This is a genomic window from Streptomyces sp. NPDC085481, assembly GCF_044541845.1.
Taxonomy (GTDB): domain Bacteria; phylum Actinomycetota; class Actinomycetes; order Streptomycetales; family Streptomycetaceae; genus Streptomyces.
This window is the reverse complement of record NZ_JBITTJ010000003.1, coordinates 208,734-230,786: the sequence shown is the minus strand read 5'-3', so window position 1 is coordinate 230,786 and position 22,053 is coordinate 208,734. Positions and strand designations below refer to the sequence as shown.

Sequence of the window (22,053 nt, the reverse complement as noted above, 5' to 3'; positions counted from 1 at the left end):
CGGCGCACACCGGGCGGCCGCACTGTACGAGGGGGAGCCGGCGGCCCGGTCTTCGCCTTGACGGCGAGGGAGCCAAGTCAACCCGTACCGGGGTGACTTCGACAGCGCACGCGGAAGGGAAGAACACGCACTTCGTTCACACCCCGTGCGAAACCGCCCTTCACTAGTCTGAGCGCACCGAACCAACGGAGCGGTCCCATGCAGCCCAACACCCTCCTCGACGCCCTGCTCGACGAAGCGGGCGTCTCGAACGCCGGCCTCGCCTCGCGCGTGAACCAGGCCGGCCGGGCCCGGGGCCTCGCCCTGCGCTACGAACACACCGCCGTGGCACGGTGGCTGAAGGGCCAGCGGCCGCGCGGCCAGGTCCCCGACCTGATCTGCGAGGTGCTCGCCGGACGGCTGCACCGCGCCGTCACCCTCGACGACATCGGCCTCGGCGTGCCCGGCGCCGGACTGCCCGCGCCCGGCTCCCCGCTCTCCGGCTTCGTCGAGCGGGCCACCGCCCTGTGGCGCTCCGACGCGCAGCAGCGCCCGCACATACGGGGCGCCCAGGCGGTCACCGGCACCCCGGCGGTGATGCCGGTGTGGGAGTGGGAGAACCCGCCGGAGGACGTCGACGTCTCCCGCGACGGCCGCACCTGTGTCTCCGCGGCCGACGTCGTCATGCTCAGCGCGGCCCGGGCGCACTACGAGCAGATGTACCGCAAGGCCGGCGGCATGGCCACGCGTTCCCGGATCGTCGGCTTCCTCAACGCCGAGACCGCGCCGCTGCTGCGCGGCGCCTACGGTGACGCGCTGGGCCGCCGGCTGCACCGGGCGACCGGCGGTCTGGTCGCGGTGGCCGGGATCTGCGCGTACGACTCCGACGCCCAGGGGCTCGCCCAGCGCTACTTCCACCAGGCGCTGCGGCTCGCGAAGGCCAGCGGCGACCGGGGGCTCGGCGCCTATGTCGTCGCGCTGCTCGTCAACCAGTCGCTGTTCATGGGGGAGTTCCGGCAGGCGGTGGCGTTCGCCGAGGCCGCGCTGCGCTCGGCCGGGCGGGAGATCACGCCCGCGCTCGCCGCCGATCTGACGGCCATGCAGGCGAAGGCGTACGCGCATCTCGGCGACCGGGCCGCGGCGCTGGCCTGTGTCCTGCGGGCGGAGGCGGAGGCCGCGCGGATCAGCCCGGGCCACGAGCCCGCCGAGACGGGCTACGTCCAGCCCGGCCTGGTCAACGTGCAGGTCGCGGAGGCGCTGCTCAGTCTGGGTGATCTGACGGCGGCCCACGAGCATGCGGCGGCGGCCGTCGGGACACCGGCGCACGACCGGGGGCGGGTGCACCGGCTGGCCATGCTGTGCCAGATCGAGCTGCGCCAGGGGGAGACCGACCGGGCGGCGCGCACGGCGGTCGAGATGACGGAGCGGGCGCGCGGCATGGAGTCCCAGCGGCTGCGGGACCGGCTCCGGCTCGTGCGGGAGCATCTGCTCGCCTGTGGGGGAGGGGATGCGCGGGAGGCGGCCGAGCTCATCGACGGTGCGCTCCGCGTACCCCTGTGAGCTTTTCCTTGCGACCCGATCCCTGCTGCGATATTGCCACCAAGTAATCACCGACCAGTCGGAAGGTGGCAGAAACGTGCAGTGGACGAAATTAAGCGAACACCCCGTCTATGAGAACCGCTGGTTCCGGGTGAACCTCGCGGACGTCGAACTCCCCGACGGCCGTCACCTCGACCACTATCTGATCCGGCTCCGCCCGGTCGCCGCCGCGACCGCCGTGAACGACGCCGACGAGGTCCTGCTGCTCTGGCGCCACCGCTTCATCACCGACAGCTGGGGCTGGGAGCTCGCCGCCGGCGTCGTCGAGGACGGCGAGGCGATCGAGGCCGCCGCCGCCCGCGAGATGGAGGAGGAGACCGGCTGGCGCCCCGGGCCGCTGCGCCCGCTGCTCACCGTGGAGCCGTCCAACGGCCTCACCGACGCCCGCCACCACCTCTTCTGGAGCGAGCAGGCCACCTACACCGGGCCGCCCCAGGACGCCTTCGAGTCCTCGCGCCTGGAGTGGGTCCCGCTCAAACTCGTCCCCGACATGATCACCAGGGGTGAGGTCCCGGCCGCCAACATGGCCGCGGGGCTGCTGATGCTGCACCACCTGCGGCTCGGCTGACCGGGCCGGCCGAGCCGATCCGCGGACCCGGGGGCCCGTAGACCTGTGGACGCGCCGGACGGCCCGTACCTGTGCGGTGTACGGGCCGTCCGGGGCGGTCTGTGGTGCGTGCCTCAGGCGTACGGGTAGAAGCCCGAGCCCGTCTTGCGGCCGAGGCGGCCCGCGTCGACCATCCGCTGCAGCAGCGGGGGCGCGGCGTACAGCGGCTCCTTGTACTCGGCGTACATCGAGTCGGCGATCGAGGCGATCGTGTCCAGGCCGATCAGGTCGGAGAGCTTCAGCGGCCCCATCGGGTGGGCGCAGCCGAACTCCATGCCGTTGTCGATGTCCTCGCGGCTCGCGATGCCCGACTCGAACATCCGGATCGCGGAGAGCAGGTACGGCACGAGCAGCGCGTTGACCACGAAGCCCGAGCGGTCCTGGGCGCGGATCGCGTGCTTGCCGAGGGTCTTCTCGGCGAACAGCTGCGCCCGGCTGATCGTGCCCTCGGAGGTGGTGAGGGCGGGGATCAGCTCGACGAGCTTCTGCACCGGCGCCGGGTTGAAGAAGTGGATGCCGATGACGTTGTCGGGGCGGGAGGTCGCCACGGCCAGCTTCACCAGCGGGATGGAGGAGGTGTTCGAGGCCAGGATGGCGTCGGGCCGGGTCATCACCTGGTCGAGCACCTGGAAGATCTCGGTCTTGACCTGCTCGTTCTCCACGACCGCCTCGATCACGAGGTCGCGGTCGGCGAACTCGCCCAGGTCGGTGGTGAAGCTGAGCCGCGCCAGCGTGGCGTCGCGCTCCTCCTCGCTGATCTTGCCGCGTTCGGCGGCCTTGGTAAGCGAGTTGTAGAGCCGCGTGCGGCCGATCTCCAGCGCCTCGCCGGTGGTCTCGGCGACCTTCACCTCGAGACCGCTGCGGGCACACACCTCCGCGATGCCCGCGCCCATCTGGCCGCAGCCCACCACTCCGACGCGCTCAATGTCGGCCATGGAGTCCGTCACCTCGTGCCTTTCGCTGTTTTCTGGCGGCGGGCCCGTGTGATTCCGGTGCGTCCGCCTCGACCCCACGACGTTACTCCCGACGGAGCGGATGATCGATCGTTCTGGACTGGGCATGCTCTCGGATGAGCTGTGACGTATCCGATAGCGAGGGGGGACAAATGCCGCCGATCGGCAGAAGAGGGTTTGTGGCAGGGGCGGTACTGGGAGCCATGGGGACGGGGGCGACGGGCATGGGGCCGGCGGTGGGGGCGAGCGGAGGAGGCGTACGGCACGGCGGGCGCCGGGAGGGGGAGTTCCGGGGCCTGTGGATCGCGACGATCACCAATCGCGACTTCCCCTCGCGACCCGGCCTCACCGCCGCCGCGCAGCGCGCCGAGCTCGTCGCCCTCCTCGACCTCGCGGTACGGCGCCGCATGACCGCCGTCGTCCTCCAGGTCCGCCCCTCCGCCGACGCCCTGTGGCCCTCCCCTCACGAGCCGTGGGCCGAGTGCCTCACCGGCGTCCAGGGCCGCGACCCCGGCTGGGACCCGCTCGGCACGGCCGTCGCCGAGGCGCACGCCCGCGGCCTGGAGCTGCACGCCTGGTGCAACCCGTACCGGGTCGCCAACCACGCCGACCCGGCGCGCCTCGCCGCGAACCACCCGGTGCGGCTGCACCCCGAGTGGGCGGTGACCTACGCTGGGCGGCTCTACTACAACCCGGGGCTCCCCGAGGTCCGCCGTTTCGTCCAGGACGCCATGCTGGACGCCGTGCGCCGCTACGACGTCGACGCCCTGCACTGGGACGACTACTTCTACCCCTATCCGGTGGCAGGCCAGGTCTTCGCCGACGACGACGCCTACCGGCGTTACGGACAGGGGTTCGGGAGCCGGGCGGACTGGCGGCGCCACAACACCGACCTGCTCGTCTCCGAGATGTCGGCCAGGATCAAGGAGGTCCGGCGCTCGGTCTCGTTCGGGATCAGCCCGTTCGGTGTCTGGCGCAACGCCGCCACCGACCCCGCCGGCTCCGACACGCGCGCCGGACAGAGCTACGACGATCAGTTCGCCGACACCCGCGGCTGGATCAGGAAGCGCTGGATCGACTACGTGATCCCGCAGCTCTACTGGAACATCGGCTTCGCCGCCGCCGACTACGCCAAGCTCGTGCCCTGGTGGGACGAGACGGTCCGGGGCACCGGCGTACGGCTCTACCTGGGCGAGGCGCTCTACAAGGTCGGCGACCCGGCGCAGCCCGCCGCCTGGCGGGACCCGCAGGAACTGTCCCGCCATGTGGCGCTCGCCAAGAGGTATCCGACGGTCGGCGGCCACTGCTACTTCGCCGCGCGCGAAGCCGCGGCGGACCCGCTCGGGGCGCTGACCGCCGTCCTGGCCGACGACACCCCGCGCGGGGCGCGCCGACGCCGCTGACCGGAAACGCCCGAAGGCTGGAAGGGCCGGAAGGGCCGGGAGGGCCGGGAGGGCCGGAGCGGCCGGAGGGCCGGGGCTCAGCCGGCCCCGCCCTCCAGGTGGTGACGTACGACGGTGTCGGGGCCCGGCGACATCAGGGCCTCATGGCCGTCGTCCTCGAACTTGACGCGGTACGGGGGAGTGCCGTTCTCCCCCAGTACCTGAAGGACCTCGGCCGTACGGTCGTGCTGACCGACGGTCCGGCCGTGCACCAGCAGTTTGTCGCCCACGCTCGCACGCATCGGGTGACCTCCTCGCGGCCGGGCTTGTCCTATTCGGAGTCTACGTCTGCCATTGTGACCTGGGTCACGGTGGTCGTCTCGTCGAGACGTGCCGGGCGGGGCCGCGGACCAGGCCCCGGGCGGGGCCGAAGGCCCGATCCCCGGCCCTCAGCTCTTCGCCCGCTGTGTCACCGCGATGCACACGAGCACCGCGCCCGCCGCGACCGGGGCGGCGGGCGACAGCTCCTCGCCCAGCACGGTCACCGACCAGAACAGGGTGAGCAGCGGCTGCGCGAGCTGGAGCTGGCTCGCCCGCGGGATGCCGATCGCGGCCATGCCCCGGTACCAGACGTACAGGCCGAAGAAGGTGGACCCGGCCGCCACCCAGACCAGACCGACGACACCGTGGGCGGTCAGGTGCACCGGCTCGTGCGCGAGGGCCACGGCCGCGCCCACCACCATCAGCGGCAGACAGAGCACCAGCGCCCAGCCGACGACCTGCCAGCCGGGCATCAGCCGGGCCAGCCGGCCGCCCTCGGTGTATCCGGCGGCGCACACGACGAGCGCCCCGAACAGATACAGGTCGCCCGTCGAGAGCGCCCCGCCGCTCTGCTGGAGCGTGAAGACGAGCACCACCACGGCTCCGGCGACGGCCGCGAACCAGAACGTACGCGACGGGCGGCGGCCGGTACGGATCGCCGCGAAGGTCGCCGTGGTGAGCGGCAGCAGGCCCACGACCACGGCGGCGTGCGAGGTGGTCGAGGTCTGCAGGGCCAGGGTGGTCAGGAGCGGGAAGCCGACCACGACACCGCCCGCGACGACCGCGAGCCCGGCCCAGTGGCGCCGCTCGGGCAGCGGCACCCGCCCGGCGAGCAGGAACGCACCGGCTATCAGCGCCGCGAGCACCGAGCGGACGGCGACCAGCGACCACGGGCCGAAGCTCTCCAGGCCCCAGACGGTCGACGGGAACGTGAGCGAGAAGGCGACTACGCCGAGCCCGGCGAGCAGGGTTCCGCGACCGGTGTCGCGCTGCGTGACCGCTATCGTGTTCGGGAGAGTAGCGCTATTCTGTGCTGTCATGCATGAGCGTAGCAGTGTCAGCGAACTGGCGAAATCCCTGAAAGCGGAGCTCAACCGCTACTCACCCGGTGAGAAGCTGCCATCGAGTCGGGCGCTCGTCGAGCGCTACCACGTCTCCCCGGTGACCGTCACCCGCGCCCTCGCCCAGCTCGCCGCCGAAGGCCTGGTCGTCACCCGCCCCGGCTCCGGCGCCTACCGGGCCGAGCCGCGCACCGCCCCCACCGTCGGCGACACCTCCTGGCAGCAGCTCGCCCTCAGCGCCGACACCGCCACCGAACTCGTCCCCCGGGCCGTCGACGCCTCCGGCGTCCTCGTCACCCTGTCCCCGCCCCAGCCGGGCGTCATCGAGTTCAACGGCGGCTACCTCCACCCCTCCCTCCAGCCCGAGCGCGCCCTCGCCGCCGCCCTCGCCCGGGCCGGCCGCCGCCCCGGCGCCTGGGGCCGCCCGCCCACCGACGGCCTGCCCGAACTGCGCGCATGGTTCGCCCGCGAGATCGGCGGCGGCGTCACCGCCGCCGAGGTCCTCATCACCGCGGGCGGCCAGCCCGCCATCACCACCGCCCTGCGCGCCCTCGCCCCGCCCGGCACCCCCGTCCTCGTCGAATCGCCCACCTACCCGGGCATGCTCGCCATCGCGCGCGCCGCCGGACTGCGCCCCGTGCCCGTCCCCGCCGACGCCGACGGAATCCGGCCCGACCTCCTCGAAGCCGCCTTCCAGGCCACCGGCGCGCGGGTCGTCGTCTGCCAGCCGCTGTTCCAGAACCCCACCGGCGCCGCGCTCAGCGTGGAGCGCCGCGCCGCCGTCGTCCGGATCGCCCGGGCGGCCGGTGCGTTCGTCGTCGAGGACGACTTCGCGCGCCGGCTCGTCCACGAGGACGCCGGGCCACTGCCGCCGACGCTCGCCGCCGACGACCCCGACGGGGTCGTCGTCCACGTCTGCTCGCTGACCAAGCCGACCTCGCCCAGCCTGCGCGTCGGCGCGCTCGCCGCCCGCGGGCCCGTCCTCGAGCGGTTGCGGGCCATCCAGGTCGTCGACAGCTTCTTCGTTCCCCGGCCCCTCCAGGAGGCCGCCCTCGAACTCGTCGGGTCCCCCGCCTGGAGCCGCCATCTGCGTGCCGTCTCCCAGGAGCTGAAGAGCCGCCGCGACATCATGACCGGAGCCGTCGCCCATCACCTGCCCGAACTCGCCCTGCCCCACATCCCCTCCGGCGGTTACCACCTCTGGCTCAGGCTGCCCGAGACCCTCCCCGAGGCGACCCTGCTCCCGACCGCCCTGCGCACCGGCGTCGCCGTCGCGCCCGGCCGCCCCTACTTCTGCGCCGAGCCGCCCGCCGGCCACATCCGGCTGAGTTTCGCGGGTGTCGCGGGGGCCGCGGAGATCGCCGAGGGGGTGCGGCGGCTTCGTGCCGCCATCGACGAACTCGCGCGCTGAGACCCGGGTGCCACCCGCCCGCTCGCCCCCACCGCGGTTTCGCCCCGGGCAAATTCACCTGACAACGGACGGCGGCTTTGGCAACCTGCGGCCATGACCGACACCAGCGCCGCCGCCGGCACCGTCATGCACGGGGCGTACGAGATCTCAGCCGATCCCGGACGGATCGACGCGGTTCGTGTGCACCACTGGCTCTCCACCGACGCGTACTGGGCCCTCGGCCGACCTCGGGAGAAGCAGGACGCCGCCATCGCCGGCTCGCTCAACTTCGGTGCCTACGACCGTGCGAGCGGCGCGATGGCCGCCTACGCCCGGGTCGTCACCGACTACGCCACCTTCGCCTGGCTCTGCGACGTCTACGTCGACCACCCCGCCCGCGGCACCGGCCTCGGCACCGCGCTCGTCACCGCCGTCCGCGAGCACCTGGAGCCGTACGGGCTGCGCCGCGTCCTGCTCGCCACCGCCGACGCGCACGGCGTGTACGAGAAAGTCGGATTCACGCCACTGCAGAATCCGGACAAGTGGATGGCTCTCGGACAGCAGTGAGCCAGGGCCCCTCGCGGCCCGCGAAATGACCCCTTGACCTGCGGGGCCACCGGCCTCACGATCGCGGCCATGGGTGTTCGGGTCACGCTCGTCGCCGCGGCACGCAGCTCCTCCCTGCTCGCCGAACGCTTCGACGACGACCGGCCGCTCGACGAGGCCGGCTGGTACGAGGTGCAGCTCGCCGCGCCCCGGCTGGTTCCGCTCGGTGCCGCCGAACTGCGCTACTGCTCCCCGACGCCCCGCAGCCGCGCCACCGGCACCGCCCTCGGCTACGCCCCGCTCGCCCAGCCGGCCCTGCGCGACTGCGACATGGGCCGCTGGCGCGGCCTCACCCTCGCCGAGGTCGCCGCGGTCGAACCGGGGGCCGTCGACGCCTGGCTGGGTGATCCGCGCACCGCCCCGCACGGCGGCGAGACCCTGCTCTCCTTCATCACCCGCATAGGGGGCTGGCTCGACACCCGGCCCGCCGACGACGGCGCCATCGTCGCCGTCGCCGAACCCGCCGTCGTACGGGCCGCCCTCGTCTACGCCCTGAAGGCCCCGCCGACCACGTACTGGAACGTCGACGTGCGGCCGCTGTCCACCGTCACTCTCACCGGGCGGCCCGGACTGTGGCACCTCCAGCTGGCGGCGGCCGTGTCCTGACCGCCGGGTCCCTTCGGTGGTGGATGGCGCGGGGGCCACGCAGGGGGCCGGGTTCGGGACCGCACGCTGCACGGCGCGGATGCCCAGGTCGCCACCTCCCCGAGGGGCCGGCTCACCGTGGCGGCCGCGGAGTGCGGGGCCGGGGAGGGCGGAGCCGTGACCGGCTAGCCTGGGGGCACGATGAATCGTCTCACCACGTCATGGGGTTCCTTCCCGCTCACCCGCTTCCCTTCGGACCCGCGCGATCCGCTGCGTGCCTGGGACGCGGCCGACGAGTACCTGCTCCAGCACCTCGCCGAGAACCGCACCGACCTGTCCGGCACCGTCGCCGTCGTCGGCGACCGCTGGGGCGCGCTCGTCACCGCGCTCGCCGCCGCGGGGGCGGGCGAGCTGGTCCAGATCTCCGACTCGTACCTCGGGCGGCGGGCCACCGACGACAACCTGGCCCGTTCGGGGGCCGCCGCCGGCGCCGTACGGCTGCTCACCACCCAGGACCCGCCGCCCGAACGGGTCGACGTGCTGCTCGTCCGGGTGCCGAAGAGCCTCGCGCTCCTGGAGGACCAGCTGCACCGGCTCGCCCCGGCCGTGCACCAGGGCACCGTGATCGTCGGCGCCGGCATGGTGAAGGAGATCCACACCTCCACCTTGCGGCTCTTCGAGCGGATCCTCGGGCCCACCCGGACCTCCCTCGCCGTGAAGAAGGCCCGGCTCATCCACACCACCCCCGTCCCGACCGTCGCGCGGGGCGCGAACCCCTGGCCGTACCGGTACGAGCTCCCCGCCGACGCCCCGGCCGGCCTCGCGGGCCGCACCGTCGTCAACCAGGCCGGAGTCTTCTGCGCCGACCGCCTCGACATCGGCACCCGCTTCCTCCTCCAGCACCTGCCGCACGACCTCGGCCGCTCCCGGGTCGCCGACCTGGGCTGCGGCAACGGCGTCGTCGGCCTCGCCGTCGCGCTCGCCGAGCCGGAGGCCGAGCTGCTCTTCACCGACGAGTCCTACCAGGCCGTCGCCTCCGCCGAGGAGAACTTCCGCAGCCACGCCGGGGACGGTCGCAAGGCCGAGTTCGTCGTGGGTGACGGGCTCGCCGGGCTCGCACCCGGCACGGTGGACCTCGTGCTCAACAACCCGCCGTTCCACAGCCACCAGGCCACCACCGACCGCACCGCCCGCCGCATGTTCACCGACGCCCGCCGGGCCCTGCGGCCCGGCGGCGAGCTGTGGGTGATCGGCAACCGGCACCTCGGCTACCACGTCACCCTGCGCCGGATCTTCGGCAACAGCGAACTCGTCGCGAGCGATCCGAAGTTCGTGGTCCTTCGGGCCGTCAAGAGGTAGCGGCGGCGGCCTCGGCCGTGTCCTCCGGATCGGCCCGCCCCTCGGCCTGGGTGCCCCGGGGTGCGGTGAGCGGGGTGATCCGGACGACACGGCCTACGCCAGGGACACCAGCTCCCGGTAGTCCTCGTTCCACAGGTCCTCGTCCGCGTCCGGAAGCAGCAGCACCCGCTCCGGACGCAGCGCGTCGATCGCGCCCTCGTCGTGCGTGACCATCACGATCGCGCCCGGATACGTGCCCACGGCGGCCAGGACCTCGTCGCGGGAGGCCGGGTCCAGGTTGTTCGTCGGCTCGTCGAGCAGGAGCACGTTCGCGCCCGAGTGGACCAGGCCCGCTAGCGCGAGCCGGGTCTTCTCGCCGCCCGAGAGGACCCCGGCCGGCTTGTCGGCGTCGGCGCCCGCGAACAGGAACGCGCCGAGCACGCGCCGCACCTCGCCGTCGGTCAGATGCGGGGCTGCCGCCGCCAGGTTCTCCCGGACCGTGCGACGCGGGTCCAGCGTCTCGTGCTCCTGGGCGAAGTAGCCGAGCCGCAGCCCGTGCCCGTGCACCACCCGGCCCGAGTCCGGGGCCTCGCGCCCCGCGAGCAGTCGCAGGAGCGTGGTCTTGCCCGCGCCGTTGAGGCCGAGCACGACCAGCCGGGCGCCCCGGTCCACCGCGAGGTCGACCCCGTCGAGGACCGGGCGATCGCCCCCGTACCCCTTGGTCAGCGACACCGCGCCCAGCGGTGTGCGGCCGCACGGCGCGGGCTCCGGCAGCCGGATCCGCGCCACCTTCTCGGTGCGGCGGACCGCCTCCAGGCCGTCGAGCAGACGGTCGGCGCGGCGCGCCATGCTCCGCGCGGTGACCGCCGTCGACGAACGGGCCTTCATCCGGTCCGCCTGGGCGTGCAGCGCGGCCGCCTTCCGCTCGGCGTTGGCCCGCTCGCGGGTCCTGCGCCGCTCGTCCGCGTCGCGCTGGGCGAGGTAGGCGGACCACGTGGTGTTGTGGACGTCGACCGTCAGACGCCGCGGATCGAGGTGGAACACCCGGTTGACGGTCTCGGCGACCAGGTCGAGGTCGTGGCTGATGACGACCAGGCCGCCCTGGTGCGCCGCGAGGAAGCCGCGCAGCCAGCCGACCGAGTCGGCGTCGAGGTGGTTGGTCGGCTCGTCGAGCAGCAGCGTGCCCTCGCGGCCGTGCCCGGCGAAGAGGATCCTGGCCAGCTCCACCCGGCGCTTCTGGCCGCCGGACAGGGTGCCGACGGGCCGCCCCATCAGTGCGGTGGGCAGCCCGAGCCCGGCGGCGACCCGCGCCGCCTCGGCCTCGGCCGCGTACCCGCCGCGGGCCTCGAACGCGGCTTCGGCGCGGGCGTACGCGTCCATCGCGCGCTCGTCCGCGCGCTCCGCGAGCCGGTCGGCGGCCGCCCGCAGCCGGCGGACGGCCACGTCCATGCCCCGGGCGGAAAGGATCCGGTCGGTCACGGTCGCGGCCGGGTCGGCCGCGCGCGAGTCCTGCGCCAGGTGCGCGACGGCGCCGGTCCGCAGGACGCTGCCGGTGGCGGGGGCGCGCACCCCGGCGAGGGTGTCGAGGAGGGTGGACTTCCCGGCGCCGTTGCGGCCGACCAGGCCGATCCGGTCGCCGGGCGCGATGTGGAAGGAGATCTGGGACAGGAGGAGACGGGCGCCGACGCGCACGTCGACACCACGAAGGGTGATCATGGGAGGACGCTCCGAACAAGCTGAAGGACACACGGGTGGCGTGGAGGCGGGTCCTGGAGCTAGGAGATTCGGGGCGTCGACATGTGCTCCACGGTACGGGGGAGGGCGGGGCGGCCGCATTCCGTTTTCCGGCGCCGTGGCCGACCGGTGCGGTCAGCGCTCCGGGAAGGTCAGCTCCAGGGCCCGTACGCGCTCCTCGCCCGTCGTGATCTCCAGGGCCACGATCCGGTTCTCGCGCAGCGTGAACGCCACCGCCGACACCGGCCGGCCGTCCGCGAACGCGACGACCCCGATCGAGCCGTCCACCAGGGCGGGGCGGGTCGCCTGGCCGAGCCGCGCGTAGGCGGCCACGCCTTCGGCGACGGCGGGCGCGCCGTGCACGGGTCCCTGCTCGGAGTAGGCGACGACGTCCGGGGCGAGCAGGCCGGCGAGGGTACGGGCGTCCCGGGCGCGGGCCGCGGTGAGGAAGCGCTCCACCACCGCTCGCTGTCGCGTCGGCTGACCGCCCGCCCCGTCGCCGCGCACCCGCCGCCTGGCCGCCCGGGCGCGGCGGCCGGCCTCTTCGGGCGTGCCGCCGGTGATCCGGGCGGTGTCCGCGAGGGGGAGCCCGAACAGGTCGTGCAGCACGTAGGCGAGCCGTTCCCCGGGGCCGAGCGTCTCCAGGACGACGAGCAGGGCCAGCCAGAGGGCGTCCACATCGTCCGGGTCACCGGCCGGGTCCACGGGGCCGGTGGTCCCGGTGGTCCCGGTGGTCTCGGTGGTCCTTGTGCTTCCCGTGGTTCCGGTGGTTCCAGTGGTCCCCGTGGTCCCGGTGCTTCCGGTGGCGACTGTCGGCCCCTCGGTGCCTGCGAGCCCTGCCCGTCCCGTCGTCCCGGCCGGATGCACCCCGGCCCGCCCCTGGAGGCGTCGTACGCAGGCCTGTCCGACCGCCGCCACCAGCCACTCCCGCACCCCGCCCCGGGCCGTCAGCTCCTCCCGGGCCTGGGCCAGCACCTCCTCCGCCTCCCCGCCCGCCCTGAGCATCCGCCCGGCCACGGCCCGCAGCCGCGCTTCGTGGGCGTCGAACTGCGCGGTCAGATAGCTGTCCTCGTGCATCGGGCATCACTCCTCTTCGGGGCCGGGGCGGCCGGGCCGGTTCCGTCAGTGCGTTGACGCGCCGACCGGCGCCGATGTGACAGCCGCCGACGTGACAGCGGCCCCGTCCCGGACTGCCGTGCCATCCTGGTGGGCATGAACCTCGAGGACCTGGTGCGGCTGCGCCGGGCGAAGGACGTGATCGACCGGGACTACGCGGAGCCGCTGGACGTTCCGGCCCTCGCGCGCGTCGCCCTCATGTCGGCCGGGCACTTCTCCCGCAGCTTCCGCGCCGCCTACGGGGACACCCCGTACAACTACCTGATGACCCGGCGGGTCGAGCGCGCCAAAGCGCTGCTGCGCCGCGGAGACCTGAGCGTGACCGAGGTGTGCTTCGCCGTCGGATGTACCTCCCTCGGGTCGTTCAGCTCGCGCTTCACGGAGCTGGTCGGCGAGAGCCCCAGCGCCTACCGGGCCCGCGACCACGAGTCGGGCGCCCCGATCCCGGCGTGCGTCGCCAAGGTCGCCACCCGCCCGGTCAGAAACGGCCGGACGGCGGCGGGCGGCGGGCCGGTCAGGATCGGAGAAGCGGATTCCGCGCCCGCCTCGTAGCGTCGGGGACATGAACAACATCAACCTCGCACAGTGCTTCATCGCCGTCGACGACCACGACAAGGCGCTCGCCTTCTACCGCGACGTCCTCGGCCTCGAAGTCCGCAACGACGTCGGCTTCGAGGGGATGCGATGGGTGACCGTCGGGTCGCCCGACCAGGACGTCGAGATCGTCCTCGAACCGCCGCTCGCCGACCCCAACGCCCCCGCGGCCGACCGGCAGGCCATGGCGGAACTGCTGGCCAAGGGCATGCTGCGCGGCGTGATCTTCTCCACCGACGACGTCGACGCCACCTTCGAGCGCATCCGGGCGGCGGGCGGCGAAGTGCTCCAGGAGCCGGTCGACCAGCCGTACGGCGTGCGCGATTGTGCGTTCCGGGACCCGGCCGGGAACATGCTGCGCTTCAATCAGCCCCGGAAGAAGTAGCGGAGCACGAGAGACGACCCGCCCGGCAAGGACCGCCCGCGGGAGGGCCCCGGCCCCAGGCCGGGGCCCTCCCGCGGCCGCTGGGCGGTGAAGGCAGCCCGAACAGATGGAGACACCACGATGAGCAGGGCAACGAGCAAGGGCGCGCAGCAGTCCGCGTCGCACGCCGCCGACAGCCACGAACTGATCCGCGTGCACGGAGCGCGCGAGAACAACCTCAAGGACGTCAGCATCGAGATCCCCAAGCGCCGGCTGACGGTGTTCACCGGGGTCTCCGGCTCGGGCAAGAGCTCCCTGGTGTTCGACACGATCGCCGCGGAGTCGCAGCGGCTCATCAACGAGACGTACAGCGCCTTCGTCCAGGGCTTCATGCCGAACCTGTCGCGGCCCGAGGTCGACGTCCTCGAAGGGCTCACCACCGCGATCATCGTGGACCAGCAGCGGATGGGCGCCGACCCCCGCTCCACGGTCGGCACCGCCACCGACGCCAACGCGATGCTGCGCATCCTCTTCAGCCGGCTCGGCAAGCCGCACATCGGCCCGCCCAGCGCGTACGCCTTCAACGTGCCCTCGGTCCGGGCGAGCGGTGCGATCACCGTCGAGCGCGGCGACAAGAAGACGGTCAAGGCGACCTTCAACCGCACGGGCGGCATGTGTCCGCGCTGCGAGGGCCGCGGCTCGGTCACCGATCTCGACCTCACCCAGCTCTACGACGAGTCGAAGTCCCTCAACGAGGGCGCGCTGACCATCCCCGGCTACAAGGCGGGCGGCTGGAACTACCGGCTGTACAGCGAGTCGGGCCTCTACGACCCGGACAAGCCGATCCGCGGGTTCACCAAGCGGGAGCTCCAGGACTTCCTGCACCACGAGCCGACCCGGATGAAGATCGCCGGGATCAACATGACGTACGAGGGTCTGATCCCGCGGATCCAGAAGTCGATGCTCGCCAAGGACAAGGAGGGGATGCAGCCGCACATCCGGGAGTTCGTGGACCGGGCGGTCACGTTCACCACCTGCCCGGAGTGCGACGGCACCCGGCTCGCCGAGGGGGCCAGGGCGTCGAAGATCAAGCGGATCAGCATCGCCGACGCCTGCGCCATGCAGATCAGCGACCTGGCCGAGTGGGTGCGCGGGCTCAGGGAGCCCTCGGTGGCGCCGCTGCTCACCGCGTTGCAGCAGACCCTCGACTCGTTCGTGGAGATCGGCCTCGGCTATCTCGCGCTCGACCGGCCGGCGGGCACGCTGTCGGGCGGCGAGGCGCAGCGCGTGAAGATGATCCGGCACCTCGGATCCTCGCTCACGGATGTCACGTACGTCTTCGACGAGCCGACCGCGGGTCTGCACCCGCATGACATCCAGCGGATGAACGAGCTGCTGCTGCGGCTGCGCGACAAGGGCAACACGGTGCTGGTCGTGGAGCACAAGCCGGAGATGATCGCGATCGCGGACCATGTCGTCGACCTCGGCCCCGGTGCCGGTACGGCGGGCGGCGCCGTCTGCTTCGAGGGCACCGTCGACCAGCTGCGGGCCGGGGACACGCTCACCGGCCGGCACCTCGGCGACCGTTCCGCCGTCAAGGACTCCGTACGCGAGCCGAACGGCGCCCTGCAGATCCGCGGCGCGACGGCCAACAACCTGCGCAAGGTCGACGTCGACATCCCGCTCGGCGTGCTCACCGTCGTCACGGGCGTGGCCGGCTCCGGCAAGAGCTCGCTCGTGCACGGGTCGGTCCCCGGCGACCTGGGCGTGGTGTCGGTCGACCAGAGCCCGATCCGCGGCTCGCGGCGCAGCAACCCGGCGACGTACACGGGGCTGCTCGAGCCGATCCGCAAGGCCTTCGCCAAGGCCAACGGCGTCAAGCCGGCCCTGTTCAGCGCCAACTCCGAGGGCGCCTGCCCCACCTGCAACGGCGCGGGCGTCATCTACACCGACCTGGCGATGATGGCCGGCGTCACCAGCACCTGCGAGGACTGCGAGGGGCGGCGCTTCCAGGCGGCGGTGCTCGAGTACCGGCTGGGCGGCCGCGACATCAGCGAGGTGCTCGCGATGCCGGTGACCGAGGCCGAGGAGTTCTTCGCCTCCGGCGAGGCCCACACCCCGGCCGCGCAGCGCGTCCTCGCCCGTCTTTCCGACGTCGGACTCGGCTACGTCAGCCTCGGCCAGCCGCTCACCACCCTGTCCGGCGGCGAGCGGCAGCGCCTCAAGCTGGCCACGCACATGGCCGACAAGGGCGGCATCTACGTCCTGGACGAGCCGACCACCGGTCTTCACCTGGCCGACGTGGAGCAGCTGCTGGGGCTTCTCGACCGGCTGGTGGACTCCGGCAAGTCGGTGATCGTCGTCGAGCACCACCAGGCGGTGATGGCGCACGCCGACTGGATCATCGACCTCGGCCCGGGCGCCGGCCACGACGGCGGCAGGATCGTCTTCGAGGGCACCCCCGCAGCCCTCGTCGCCGCCCGCTCCACCCTCACCGGCGAACACCTGGCGTCCTACGTCCGCAGCTGACCCGACCACCCACCGCCGGGCCCGCCCCCCCCGAAGGGCGGGCCCGGCCGCGCGGGTGCGACTGAGCGCTTCAGTTGGCCCCGTCGGCCATGTAGAGCGCTCAGCGAGGCTCAGCCCTGGGAAAGCGTTCAGCGGCGCAGCCATATCCGGAAGGTGGACCGCGCCTGTCGGCGCCGGCCTCGCAGTCGTCCAGACCGGCGGTCGGGCGATGTCACGCAGGGACGCCGAGCGGCGGGTGCTCGAGCACGCGGGGCTTGTACTCGACCAGCTGGATGCGGCCGTCGAAGGTGCGGTGCTCGATCATCTCGAGGGCAACGTCCGGATAGCCGTCGTAGATGCGTTCCTCGCCCGTGGCCCCGGTGATCACCGGGAACATCACGACCCGGAAGCGGTCGACGAGTCCGGCTCGCAGAAGGGACCGGCACAGGCTTAGGCTGCCGATCGTGCTGAGGAGCCCCGAACCACTCGACTTCATGGCGCGGACCGCCTCGACGGCGTCGTCGCGGACGAGCGTGGAGTTGGCCCACGTCAGTGGCTCCTTGAGTGAGGAGGAGAACACCACCTTGGGCGCTCGCGTGAGCTCGTCGACGGACGCCTCTTCTTCGGGCCTGAACTCGTCCTGGCCATTCGGGACCTCGCCTGCGGCGAAGCCCGACATCAGGCGGTAGGTGTTCGCTCCCATCAGGTAGGTGGCCTCGGGCTGCTTGCCGAGCCATGCGAGGTACTCCGGGCCCTCGAGGCCCCAGAACCCGGGCCATCCCTCTCCCGAGGCATAGCCGTCGAGGGAGGTGATGAAGTCGACGAGAAGCTCCGACATGGCGGTGTCCTTTCCTGGGGGTCACAAGCTTGGACCGACCGGGAGTGACAAACTCATCGGCCGCGCTGTGGAGTAACGAGGAAAAAGGCCTGGGCCGACGATCACGCTCGGCCGGGCCGAGTACAACGCTCAGGGGCCGACTGAAACGCCCGGTCACAGCGGGGCGGACCGGCACACGCGTCCCGCTTTGCATAAAACTGCGGCTGTGCGTATAGTCATGCCATCCATGAGGAGGGTTTCCATGACGGTACGAGCAGCAGTCGCGGGCGCGAGCGGATACGCGGGCGGAGAGCTTCTGCGTCTTCTCCTCGCCCACCCCCAGGTCGAGATCGGCGCCCTGACCGGCCACTCCAACGCCGGCCAGACCCTCGGCGGTCTCCAGCCGCACCTGCTGCCGCTCGCCGACCGGGTCCTGGAGCCGACCACCCCCGAGGTCCTCGCCGGCCACGACGTCGTGTTCCTCGCGCTCCCGCACGGGCAGTCCGCAGCCGTCGCCGAGCAGCTCGGCCCGGACACCCTCGTCATCGACATGGGCGCCGACTTCCGGCTCGCGGACTCCGCCGACTGGGAGCGGTTCTACGGCTCCCCGCACGCCGGGACCTGGCCCTACGGGCTCCCCGAACTGCCGGGTGCCCGCGCGGCGCTGGAAGGGTCCAAGCGTGTCGCGGTGCCCGGTTGCTTCCCCACCGCCGTCTCCCTCGCCCTCCTCCCCGCGTACGGCGACGGCCTCGCCGAGCCCGAGGCCGTGATCGTCGCCGCCACCGGCACCTCCGGCGCCGGCAAGGCCCTCAAGCCGCACCTGCTCGGCAGCGAGGTCATGGGCAACGTCACCCCGTACGGCGTCGGCGGCGGCCACCGGCACACCCCCGAGATGATCCAGAACCTCAGCGCCCTGGCCGGCGAGCGGGTGAGCGTGTCCTTCACGCCGACCCTCGCCCCCATGTCCCGCGGCATCCTCGCCACCTGCTCGGCCACCGCCAAGCCCGGCGTCACCGCCGAGAGCGTGCGCGCCGCCTACGACAAGGCCTACGCGGACGAGCCCTTCGTCCACCTGCTCCCCGAGGGCCGGTGGCCGTCCACGGCGTCCGTCCAGGGTTCCAACGCCGTTCAGATCCAGGTCGCGTACGACGCGGACGCGAACCGGATCATCGCCATCAGCGCCATCGACAACCTCACCAAGGGCACCGCCGGCGGCGCGGTCCAGAGCATGAACATCGCCCTCGGGCTCCCCGAGGACACCGGACTTTCCACGATTGGAGTCGCTCCATGAGCGTCACCGCAGCGAAGGGATTCACGGCCGCAGGCATCGCGGCCGGAATCAAGGAGAACGGCAACCCGGACCTGGCCCTCGTGGTCAACACCGGGCCGCGCCGCGCCGCCGCGGGAGTCTTCACCTCCAACCGCGTCAAGGCCGCCCCCGTCCTGTGGTCCCAGCAGGTCCTCGCCGACGGCGAGCTGACCGCCGTCGTCCTCAACTCCGGCGGCGCCAACGCCTGCACCGGCCCGCAGGGCTTCCAGGACACCCACGCCACCGCCGAGAAGGCCGCCGAGGTCCTCGGCATCGGCGCCGGCGAGGTCGCCGTCGCCTCCACCGGTCTCATCGGCCTCCTGCTCCCCATGGACAAGGTGCTCCCGGGCGTCGAGAAGGCCGCGGGCGAGCTCTCCGAGCACGGCGGCGAGAAGGCCGCCATCGCCATCAAGACCACCGACACCGTCCACAAGACCGCCGTCGCCTCCCGGGACGGCTGGACCGTCGGCGGCATGGCCAAGGGCGCGGGCATGCTCGCCCCCGGCCTCGCCACCATGCTCGTCGTCCTCACCACCGACGCCGACGTCGACGCCCCGCACCTCGACGCCGCCCTGCGGCAGGCCACCCGGCTCACCTTCGACCGGGTCGACTCCGACGGCTGCATGTCCACCAACGACACCGTCCTCCTGCTCGCCTCCGGCGCCGCCGGCGTCACCCCCGCCCAGGACGCCTTCGCCGCGGCCGTACGGGAGGTCTGCGACGACCTCGCCCGCCAGCTCATCGGCGACGCCGAGGGTGCCAGCAAGGACATCCGCATCGAGGTGATCAACGCGGCCAGCGAGGACGACGCCGTCGAGGTCGGCCGGTCCATCGCCCGTAACAACCTCCTCAAGTGCGCCATCCACGGCGAGGACCCCAACTGGGGCCGGGTGCTCTCCGCCATCGGCACCACCTCCGCCGCCTTCGAGCCCGACGAGCTGAACGTCGCCATCAACGGCGTCTGGGTCTGCAAGAACGGCTCCGTCGGCGAGGACCGCGAGCTCGTCGACATGCGCTACCGGGAGGTCGTCATCACCGCCGACCTCGCCGCCGGGTCCGAGTCCGCCGTCATCTGGGCCAACGACCTCACCGCCGACTACGTCCACGAGAACAGCGCCTACTCCTCATGACCGACGCCTCCCACAACCCGACCCGGAAGCACAAGGCTCTCCCGAAGGCGGAGATCCTCATCGAGGCGCTGCCCTGGCTCACCCGCCACCACGGCAAGACCGTCGTCATCAAGTTCGGCGGCAACGCCATGATCGACGACGAGCTCAAGGCGGCCTTCGCCCAGGACGTCGTCTTCCTGCGCCACGCCGGCCTCCGGCCGGTCGTCGTGCACGGCGGCGGCCCCCAGATCAGTGCCGCGCTCGACCAGGCGGGACTCGTCAGCGAGTTCAAGGCCGGCCTGCGCGTCACGACCCCCGAGGCGATGGACGTCGTCCGCATGGTCCTCGCCGGACAGGTCCAGCGCGAGCTCGTCGGCCTGCTCAACCAGCACGGCCCCTTCGCCGTCGGCATGACCGGCGAGGACGCCCACACCATCACCGCCACCAAGCACCAGCCCGTCATCGCGGGCGAGCAGGTCGACATCGGCCGGGTCGGCCAGATCACCGCCATAGACACCGGCGCTATCCAGGCGCTTCTCGACGACGGCCGGATCCCCGTCATCTCCTCCATCGCCCGTTCCCAGGACGACCACCATGTCTACAACGTCAATGCTGATACGGCGGCTGCGGCACTCGCTGCGGCGCTGGGCGCCGAAACGCTGATGGTCCTGACCGACGTCGAGGGCCTCTACGAGGACTGGCCGAACAGCGACGAGGTCATCAGCCGGCTCACCGCCGCCCAGCTGGAGAAGCTGCTGCCCGAGCTGTCCAGCGGCATGGTCCCCAAGATGGAGGGCTGCCTGCACGCCGTACGCAACGGCGTCACCACGGCCCGAGTGATCGACGGCCGGGTCCAGCACTCGATCCTGCTGGAGATCTTCACGGACGAGGGCATCGGCACGATGGTCGTGCCCGACGAGACGACGGGGGAGTCGTGATGAGCAACGCCGAACTGACCCAGCGGTGGCAGGACTCGCTGATGGACAACTACGGCACGCCCCGGCTGCCGCTCGTCCGCGGCGAGGGTGCGAGGGTCTGGGACGCCGACGGCAAGGAGTACCTCGACTTCGTCGGAGGCATCGCCGTCAACGCCCTCGGCCACGCCCACCCGGCGATCGTCGAGGCCGTCTCCCGCCAGATCGGCTCCCTCGGCCACGTCTCCAACCTGTTCGTCGCCGAACCCCCCGTCACCCTCGCCGAACGGCTGCTCCAGCTCTTCGGCCGCCCCGGCCGGGTCTTCTTCTGCAACTCGGGCGCCGAGGCCAACGAGGGCGCCTTCAAGATCGGCCGGCTCACCGGCCGCCGCCACATGGTCGCCACCACCGGCGGCTTCCACGGCCGGACCATGGGCTCCCTCGCCCTCACCGGCCAGCCCGGCAAGCAGACCCCGTTCCTGCCGCTGCCCGGCGACGTCACGCACGTCCCGTACGGAGACGTCGACGCCCTGCGCGCCGCGGTCACCGAGGACACCGCACTCGTGATCATCGAGCCGATCCAGGGCGAGAACGGCGTCGTCGTCCCGCCCGCCGGCTACCTCCGGGCCGCCCGCGAGATCACCCGCGCCACCGGCACCCTCCTCGTCCTCGACGAGGTCCAGACCGGCATCGGCCGGACCGGCCACTGGTTCGAGCACCAGGCCCACGACGGGGTCGACCCCGACATCGTGACCCTCGCCAAGGGCCTCGGCGGCGGCCTGCCGATCGGCGCGACCGTCGCCTTCGGAGCGGCCGCGGAGCTGTTCGAGCCCGGCCACCACGGCACCACCTTCGGCGGCAACCCGGTCGCCTGCGCCGCCGGAATCGCCGTCCTCGACACCCTCGGCGCCGACGCGGCCCTCGACGAGGTCAAGCGGCTCGGCGAGAAGCTGCGCGACGGAATCGAGGCCCTCGGCCATCCGTTGGTCTCCCATGTCCGTGGGGCGGGCCTCCTGCTGGGTATCGTGCTCACCGAGCCCGTCGCGCCGCAGGTGCAGCAGGCGGCTCAGGACGCCGGCCTCCTGGTGAACGCGCCCGCCCCCGATGTCGTACGGCTCATGCCGCCGCTCGTCATCGGCGACGCGGAAGCGGACGCCCTCCTTCGGGCTCTGCCCGGCGTCCTCGACGAGGCGTACGGGGAAGGACGAACCGGAGAATGAGACGACGATGACCGACGCGCAGGAAACCGAGCACGGCGGGCCGTCCGTTCCGCAGACCCGCACCGCACGCCACCGCAGGATCGTCGACATCCTGAACCGGCAGCCGGTGCGGTCGCAGAGCCAGCTCGCCAAGCTCCTCGCGGACGACGGGCTGAGCGTCACCCAGGCCACGCTCTCCCGCGACCTCGACGAGCTCGGCGCGGTGAAGATCCGCAACACGGGCGGCGAACTCATCTACGCGGTGCCCAGCGAGGGCGGCTTCCGCACCCCCCAGGCCCCGCTCGGCGAGTCCGCCAAGGAGGAGCGCATGCGGCGCCTCTCCGGCGAACTGCTGATCTCCGCCGAGGCCTCGGCCAACCTGGTGGTGCTCCGCACCCCGCCGGGCGCCGCCCAGTTCCTCGCGTCGGCCATCGACCAGGCCGAACTCCACGCGATCCTCGGCACGATCGCGGGCGACGACACACTGCTGCTCATCTCCCGCGACCCGGCCGGCGGCCAGGCGCTCGCCGACCACCTGCTGCGCCTGGCGCAGAAGGAGCGCTGAGCG

At 72.7% G+C, this 22,053-nt stretch carries 21 protein-coding genes; 15 read left to right on the top strand and 6 right to left on the bottom strand.

Annotated elements, in window-relative coordinates; translation table 11 throughout:
• Positions 1–198 precede the first annotated feature (198 nt).
• Both ACIGEZ_RS09830 and ACIGEZ_RS09825 read left to right on the top strand, forming a co-directional pair.
• Complete coding sequence (locus ACIGEZ_RS09830; RefSeq protein ID WP_399828199.1) at positions 199–1,539, top strand: transcriptional regulator; 1,341 nt, start codon at positions 199–201, stop codon at positions 1,537–1,539.
• A gap of 76 nt (positions 1,540–1,615) precedes the next feature.
• A complete protein-coding gene (locus ACIGEZ_RS09825) occupies positions 1,616–2,146 on the top strand; it encodes an NUDIX domain-containing protein (RefSeq protein WP_399828197.1) in 531 nt (176 codons plus the stop codon).
• Between the two features lie 113 nt (positions 2,147–2,259).
• On the opposite strand, the gene ACIGEZ_RS09820 is transcribed toward ACIGEZ_RS09825, so the two are convergent.
• On the bottom strand, positions 2,260–3,120 hold the full coding sequence (locus ACIGEZ_RS09820; RefSeq protein ID WP_399828194.1) for a 3-hydroxybutyryl-CoA dehydrogenase: 861 nt from the start codon (positions 3,118–3,120) through the stop codon (positions 2,260–2,262).
• 170 nt (positions 3,121–3,290) lie between these two features.
• On the opposite strand from ACIGEZ_RS09820, the gene ACIGEZ_RS09815 reads away from it, so the two are divergent.
• Positions 3,291–4,541: a glycoside hydrolase family 10 protein gene (locus ACIGEZ_RS09815; RefSeq protein WP_399828191.1), complete on the top strand. Its 1,251-nt coding sequence runs from the start codon at positions 3,291–3,293 to the stop codon at positions 4,539–4,541.
• Between the two features lie 77 nt (positions 4,542–4,618).
• Here ACIGEZ_RS09815 and ACIGEZ_RS09810 read toward each other — a convergent pair whose 3' ends face one another.
• The gene (locus ACIGEZ_RS09810; RefSeq protein ID WP_399828188.1) at positions 4,619–4,822 is read right to left on the bottom strand and encodes a DUF1918 domain-containing protein; all 204 of its coding nucleotides are present in this window, start codon (positions 4,820–4,822) and stop codon (positions 4,619–4,621) included.
• Between the two features lie 147 nt (positions 4,823–4,969).
• Complete coding sequence (locus ACIGEZ_RS09805) at positions 4,970–5,881, bottom strand: DMT family transporter (RefSeq protein WP_399828186.1); 912 nt, start codon at positions 5,879–5,881, stop codon at positions 4,970–4,972.
• On the opposite strand from ACIGEZ_RS09805, the gene ACIGEZ_RS09800 reads away from it, so the two are divergent.
• The 4 genes from ACIGEZ_RS09800 (at position 5,880) to ACIGEZ_RS09785 (ending at position 9,842) form a co-directional block, all read left to right on the top strand.
• Positions 5,880–7,313 (top strand): PLP-dependent aminotransferase family protein, encoded by a 1,434-nt coding sequence (locus ACIGEZ_RS09800; RefSeq protein WP_399828184.1) that lies wholly within the window; start codon positions 5,880–5,882, stop codon positions 7,311–7,313. The genes ACIGEZ_RS09805 and ACIGEZ_RS09800 overlap by 2 nt on opposite strands.
• Before the next feature lie 93 nt (positions 7,314–7,406).
• The gene (locus tag ACIGEZ_RS09795) at positions 7,407–7,859 is read left to right on the top strand and encodes a GNAT family N-acetyltransferase (RefSeq protein ID WP_399828181.1); all 453 of its coding nucleotides are present in this window, start codon (positions 7,407–7,409) and stop codon (positions 7,857–7,859) included.
• A gap of 69 nt (positions 7,860–7,928) precedes the next feature.
• The gene (locus ACIGEZ_RS09790) at positions 7,929–8,504 is read left to right on the top strand and encodes a histidine phosphatase family protein (protein WP_399828179.1); all 576 of its coding nucleotides are present in this window, start codon (positions 7,929–7,931) and stop codon (positions 8,502–8,504) included.
• 180 nt (positions 8,505–8,684) lie between these two features.
• Positions 8,685–9,842 (top strand): methyltransferase, encoded by a 1,158-nt coding sequence (locus tag ACIGEZ_RS09785; protein WP_399828176.1) that lies wholly within the window; start codon positions 8,685–8,687, stop codon positions 9,840–9,842.
• 93 nt (positions 9,843–9,935) lie between these two features.
• Here ACIGEZ_RS09785 and ACIGEZ_RS09780 read toward each other — a convergent pair whose 3' ends face one another.
• Together ACIGEZ_RS09780 and ACIGEZ_RS09775 are read right to left on the bottom strand one after the other, a co-directional pair.
• Positions 9,936–11,537: an ABC-F family ATP-binding cassette domain-containing protein gene (locus tag ACIGEZ_RS09780; RefSeq protein WP_399828173.1), complete on the bottom strand. Its 1,602-nt coding sequence runs from the start codon at positions 11,535–11,537 to the stop codon at positions 9,936–9,938.
• A gap of 153 nt (positions 11,538–11,690) precedes the next feature.
• Positions 11,691–12,632, bottom strand: a complete 942-nt coding sequence (locus tag ACIGEZ_RS09775) for a DUF4440 domain-containing protein (protein ID WP_399828170.1) — start codon at positions 12,630–12,632, stop codon at positions 11,691–11,693.
• A 135-nt stretch (positions 12,633–12,767) separates the two neighbouring features.
• Between ACIGEZ_RS09775 and ACIGEZ_RS09770 the strand changes: the two genes are divergently transcribed.
• The 3 genes from ACIGEZ_RS09770 to ACIGEZ_RS09760 all read left to right on the top strand — a co-directional run bounded on the left by ACIGEZ_RS09770 (position 12,768) and on the right by ACIGEZ_RS09760 (position 16,158).
• Entirely contained in the window at positions 12,768–13,223 is a 456-nt protein-coding gene (locus ACIGEZ_RS09770) for a helix-turn-helix transcriptional regulator (RefSeq protein WP_399828167.1), read from the top strand.
• Between the two features lie 10 nt (positions 13,224–13,233).
• Entirely contained in the window at positions 13,234–13,650 is a 417-nt protein-coding gene (locus ACIGEZ_RS09765) for a VOC family protein (RefSeq protein ID WP_399828165.1), read from the top strand.
• Positions 13,651–13,770: 120 nt separating this feature from the next.
• Positions 13,771–16,158 (top strand): ATP-binding cassette domain-containing protein, encoded by a 2,388-nt coding sequence (locus ACIGEZ_RS09760; protein WP_399828162.1) that lies wholly within the window; start codon positions 13,771–13,773, stop codon positions 16,156–16,158.
• 211 nt (positions 16,159–16,369) lie between these two features.
• On the opposite strand, the gene ACIGEZ_RS09755 is transcribed toward ACIGEZ_RS09760, so the two are convergent.
• Positions 16,370–16,975, bottom strand: a complete 606-nt coding sequence (locus ACIGEZ_RS09755; protein ID WP_399828159.1) for a dihydrofolate reductase family protein — start codon at positions 16,973–16,975, stop codon at positions 16,370–16,372.
• A 241-nt stretch (positions 16,976–17,216) separates the two neighbouring features.
• Between ACIGEZ_RS09755 and argC the strand changes: the two genes are divergently transcribed.
• The 5 genes from argC to ACIGEZ_RS09730 are packed head-to-tail and all read left to right on the top strand — an operon-like array spanning position 17,217 to position 22,050.
• Positions 17,217–18,245 carry an N-acetyl-gamma-glutamyl-phosphate reductase gene (argC, locus tag ACIGEZ_RS09750; protein ID WP_399828157.1) on the top strand — a complete coding sequence of 343 codons (1,029 nt, stop codon included), beginning with the start codon at positions 17,217–17,219 and terminating at the stop codon, positions 18,243–18,245.
• Positions 18,242–19,393, top strand: a complete 1,152-nt coding sequence (argJ, locus tag ACIGEZ_RS09745) for a bifunctional glutamate N-acetyltransferase/amino-acid acetyltransferase ArgJ (RefSeq protein WP_399828155.1) — start codon at positions 18,242–18,244, stop codon at positions 19,391–19,393. The genes argC and argJ overlap by 4 nt, the downstream gene beginning before the upstream one ends.
• A complete protein-coding gene (gene argB / locus ACIGEZ_RS09740) occupies positions 19,390–20,310 on the top strand; it encodes an acetylglutamate kinase (protein WP_399828153.1) in 921 nt (306 codons plus the stop codon). The genes argJ and argB overlap by 4 nt, the downstream gene beginning before the upstream one ends.
• Positions 20,310–21,506 (top strand): acetylornithine transaminase, encoded by a 1,197-nt coding sequence (locus ACIGEZ_RS09735; RefSeq protein WP_399828151.1) that lies wholly within the window; start codon positions 20,310–20,312, stop codon positions 21,504–21,506. The genes argB and ACIGEZ_RS09735 overlap by 1 nt, the downstream gene beginning before the upstream one ends.
• A 7-nt stretch (positions 21,507–21,513) precedes the next feature.
• Entirely contained in the window at positions 21,514–22,050 is a 537-nt protein-coding gene (locus tag ACIGEZ_RS09730) for an arginine repressor (RefSeq protein ID WP_399828148.1), read from the top strand.
• Positions 22,051–22,053: the final 3 nt, after the last annotated feature.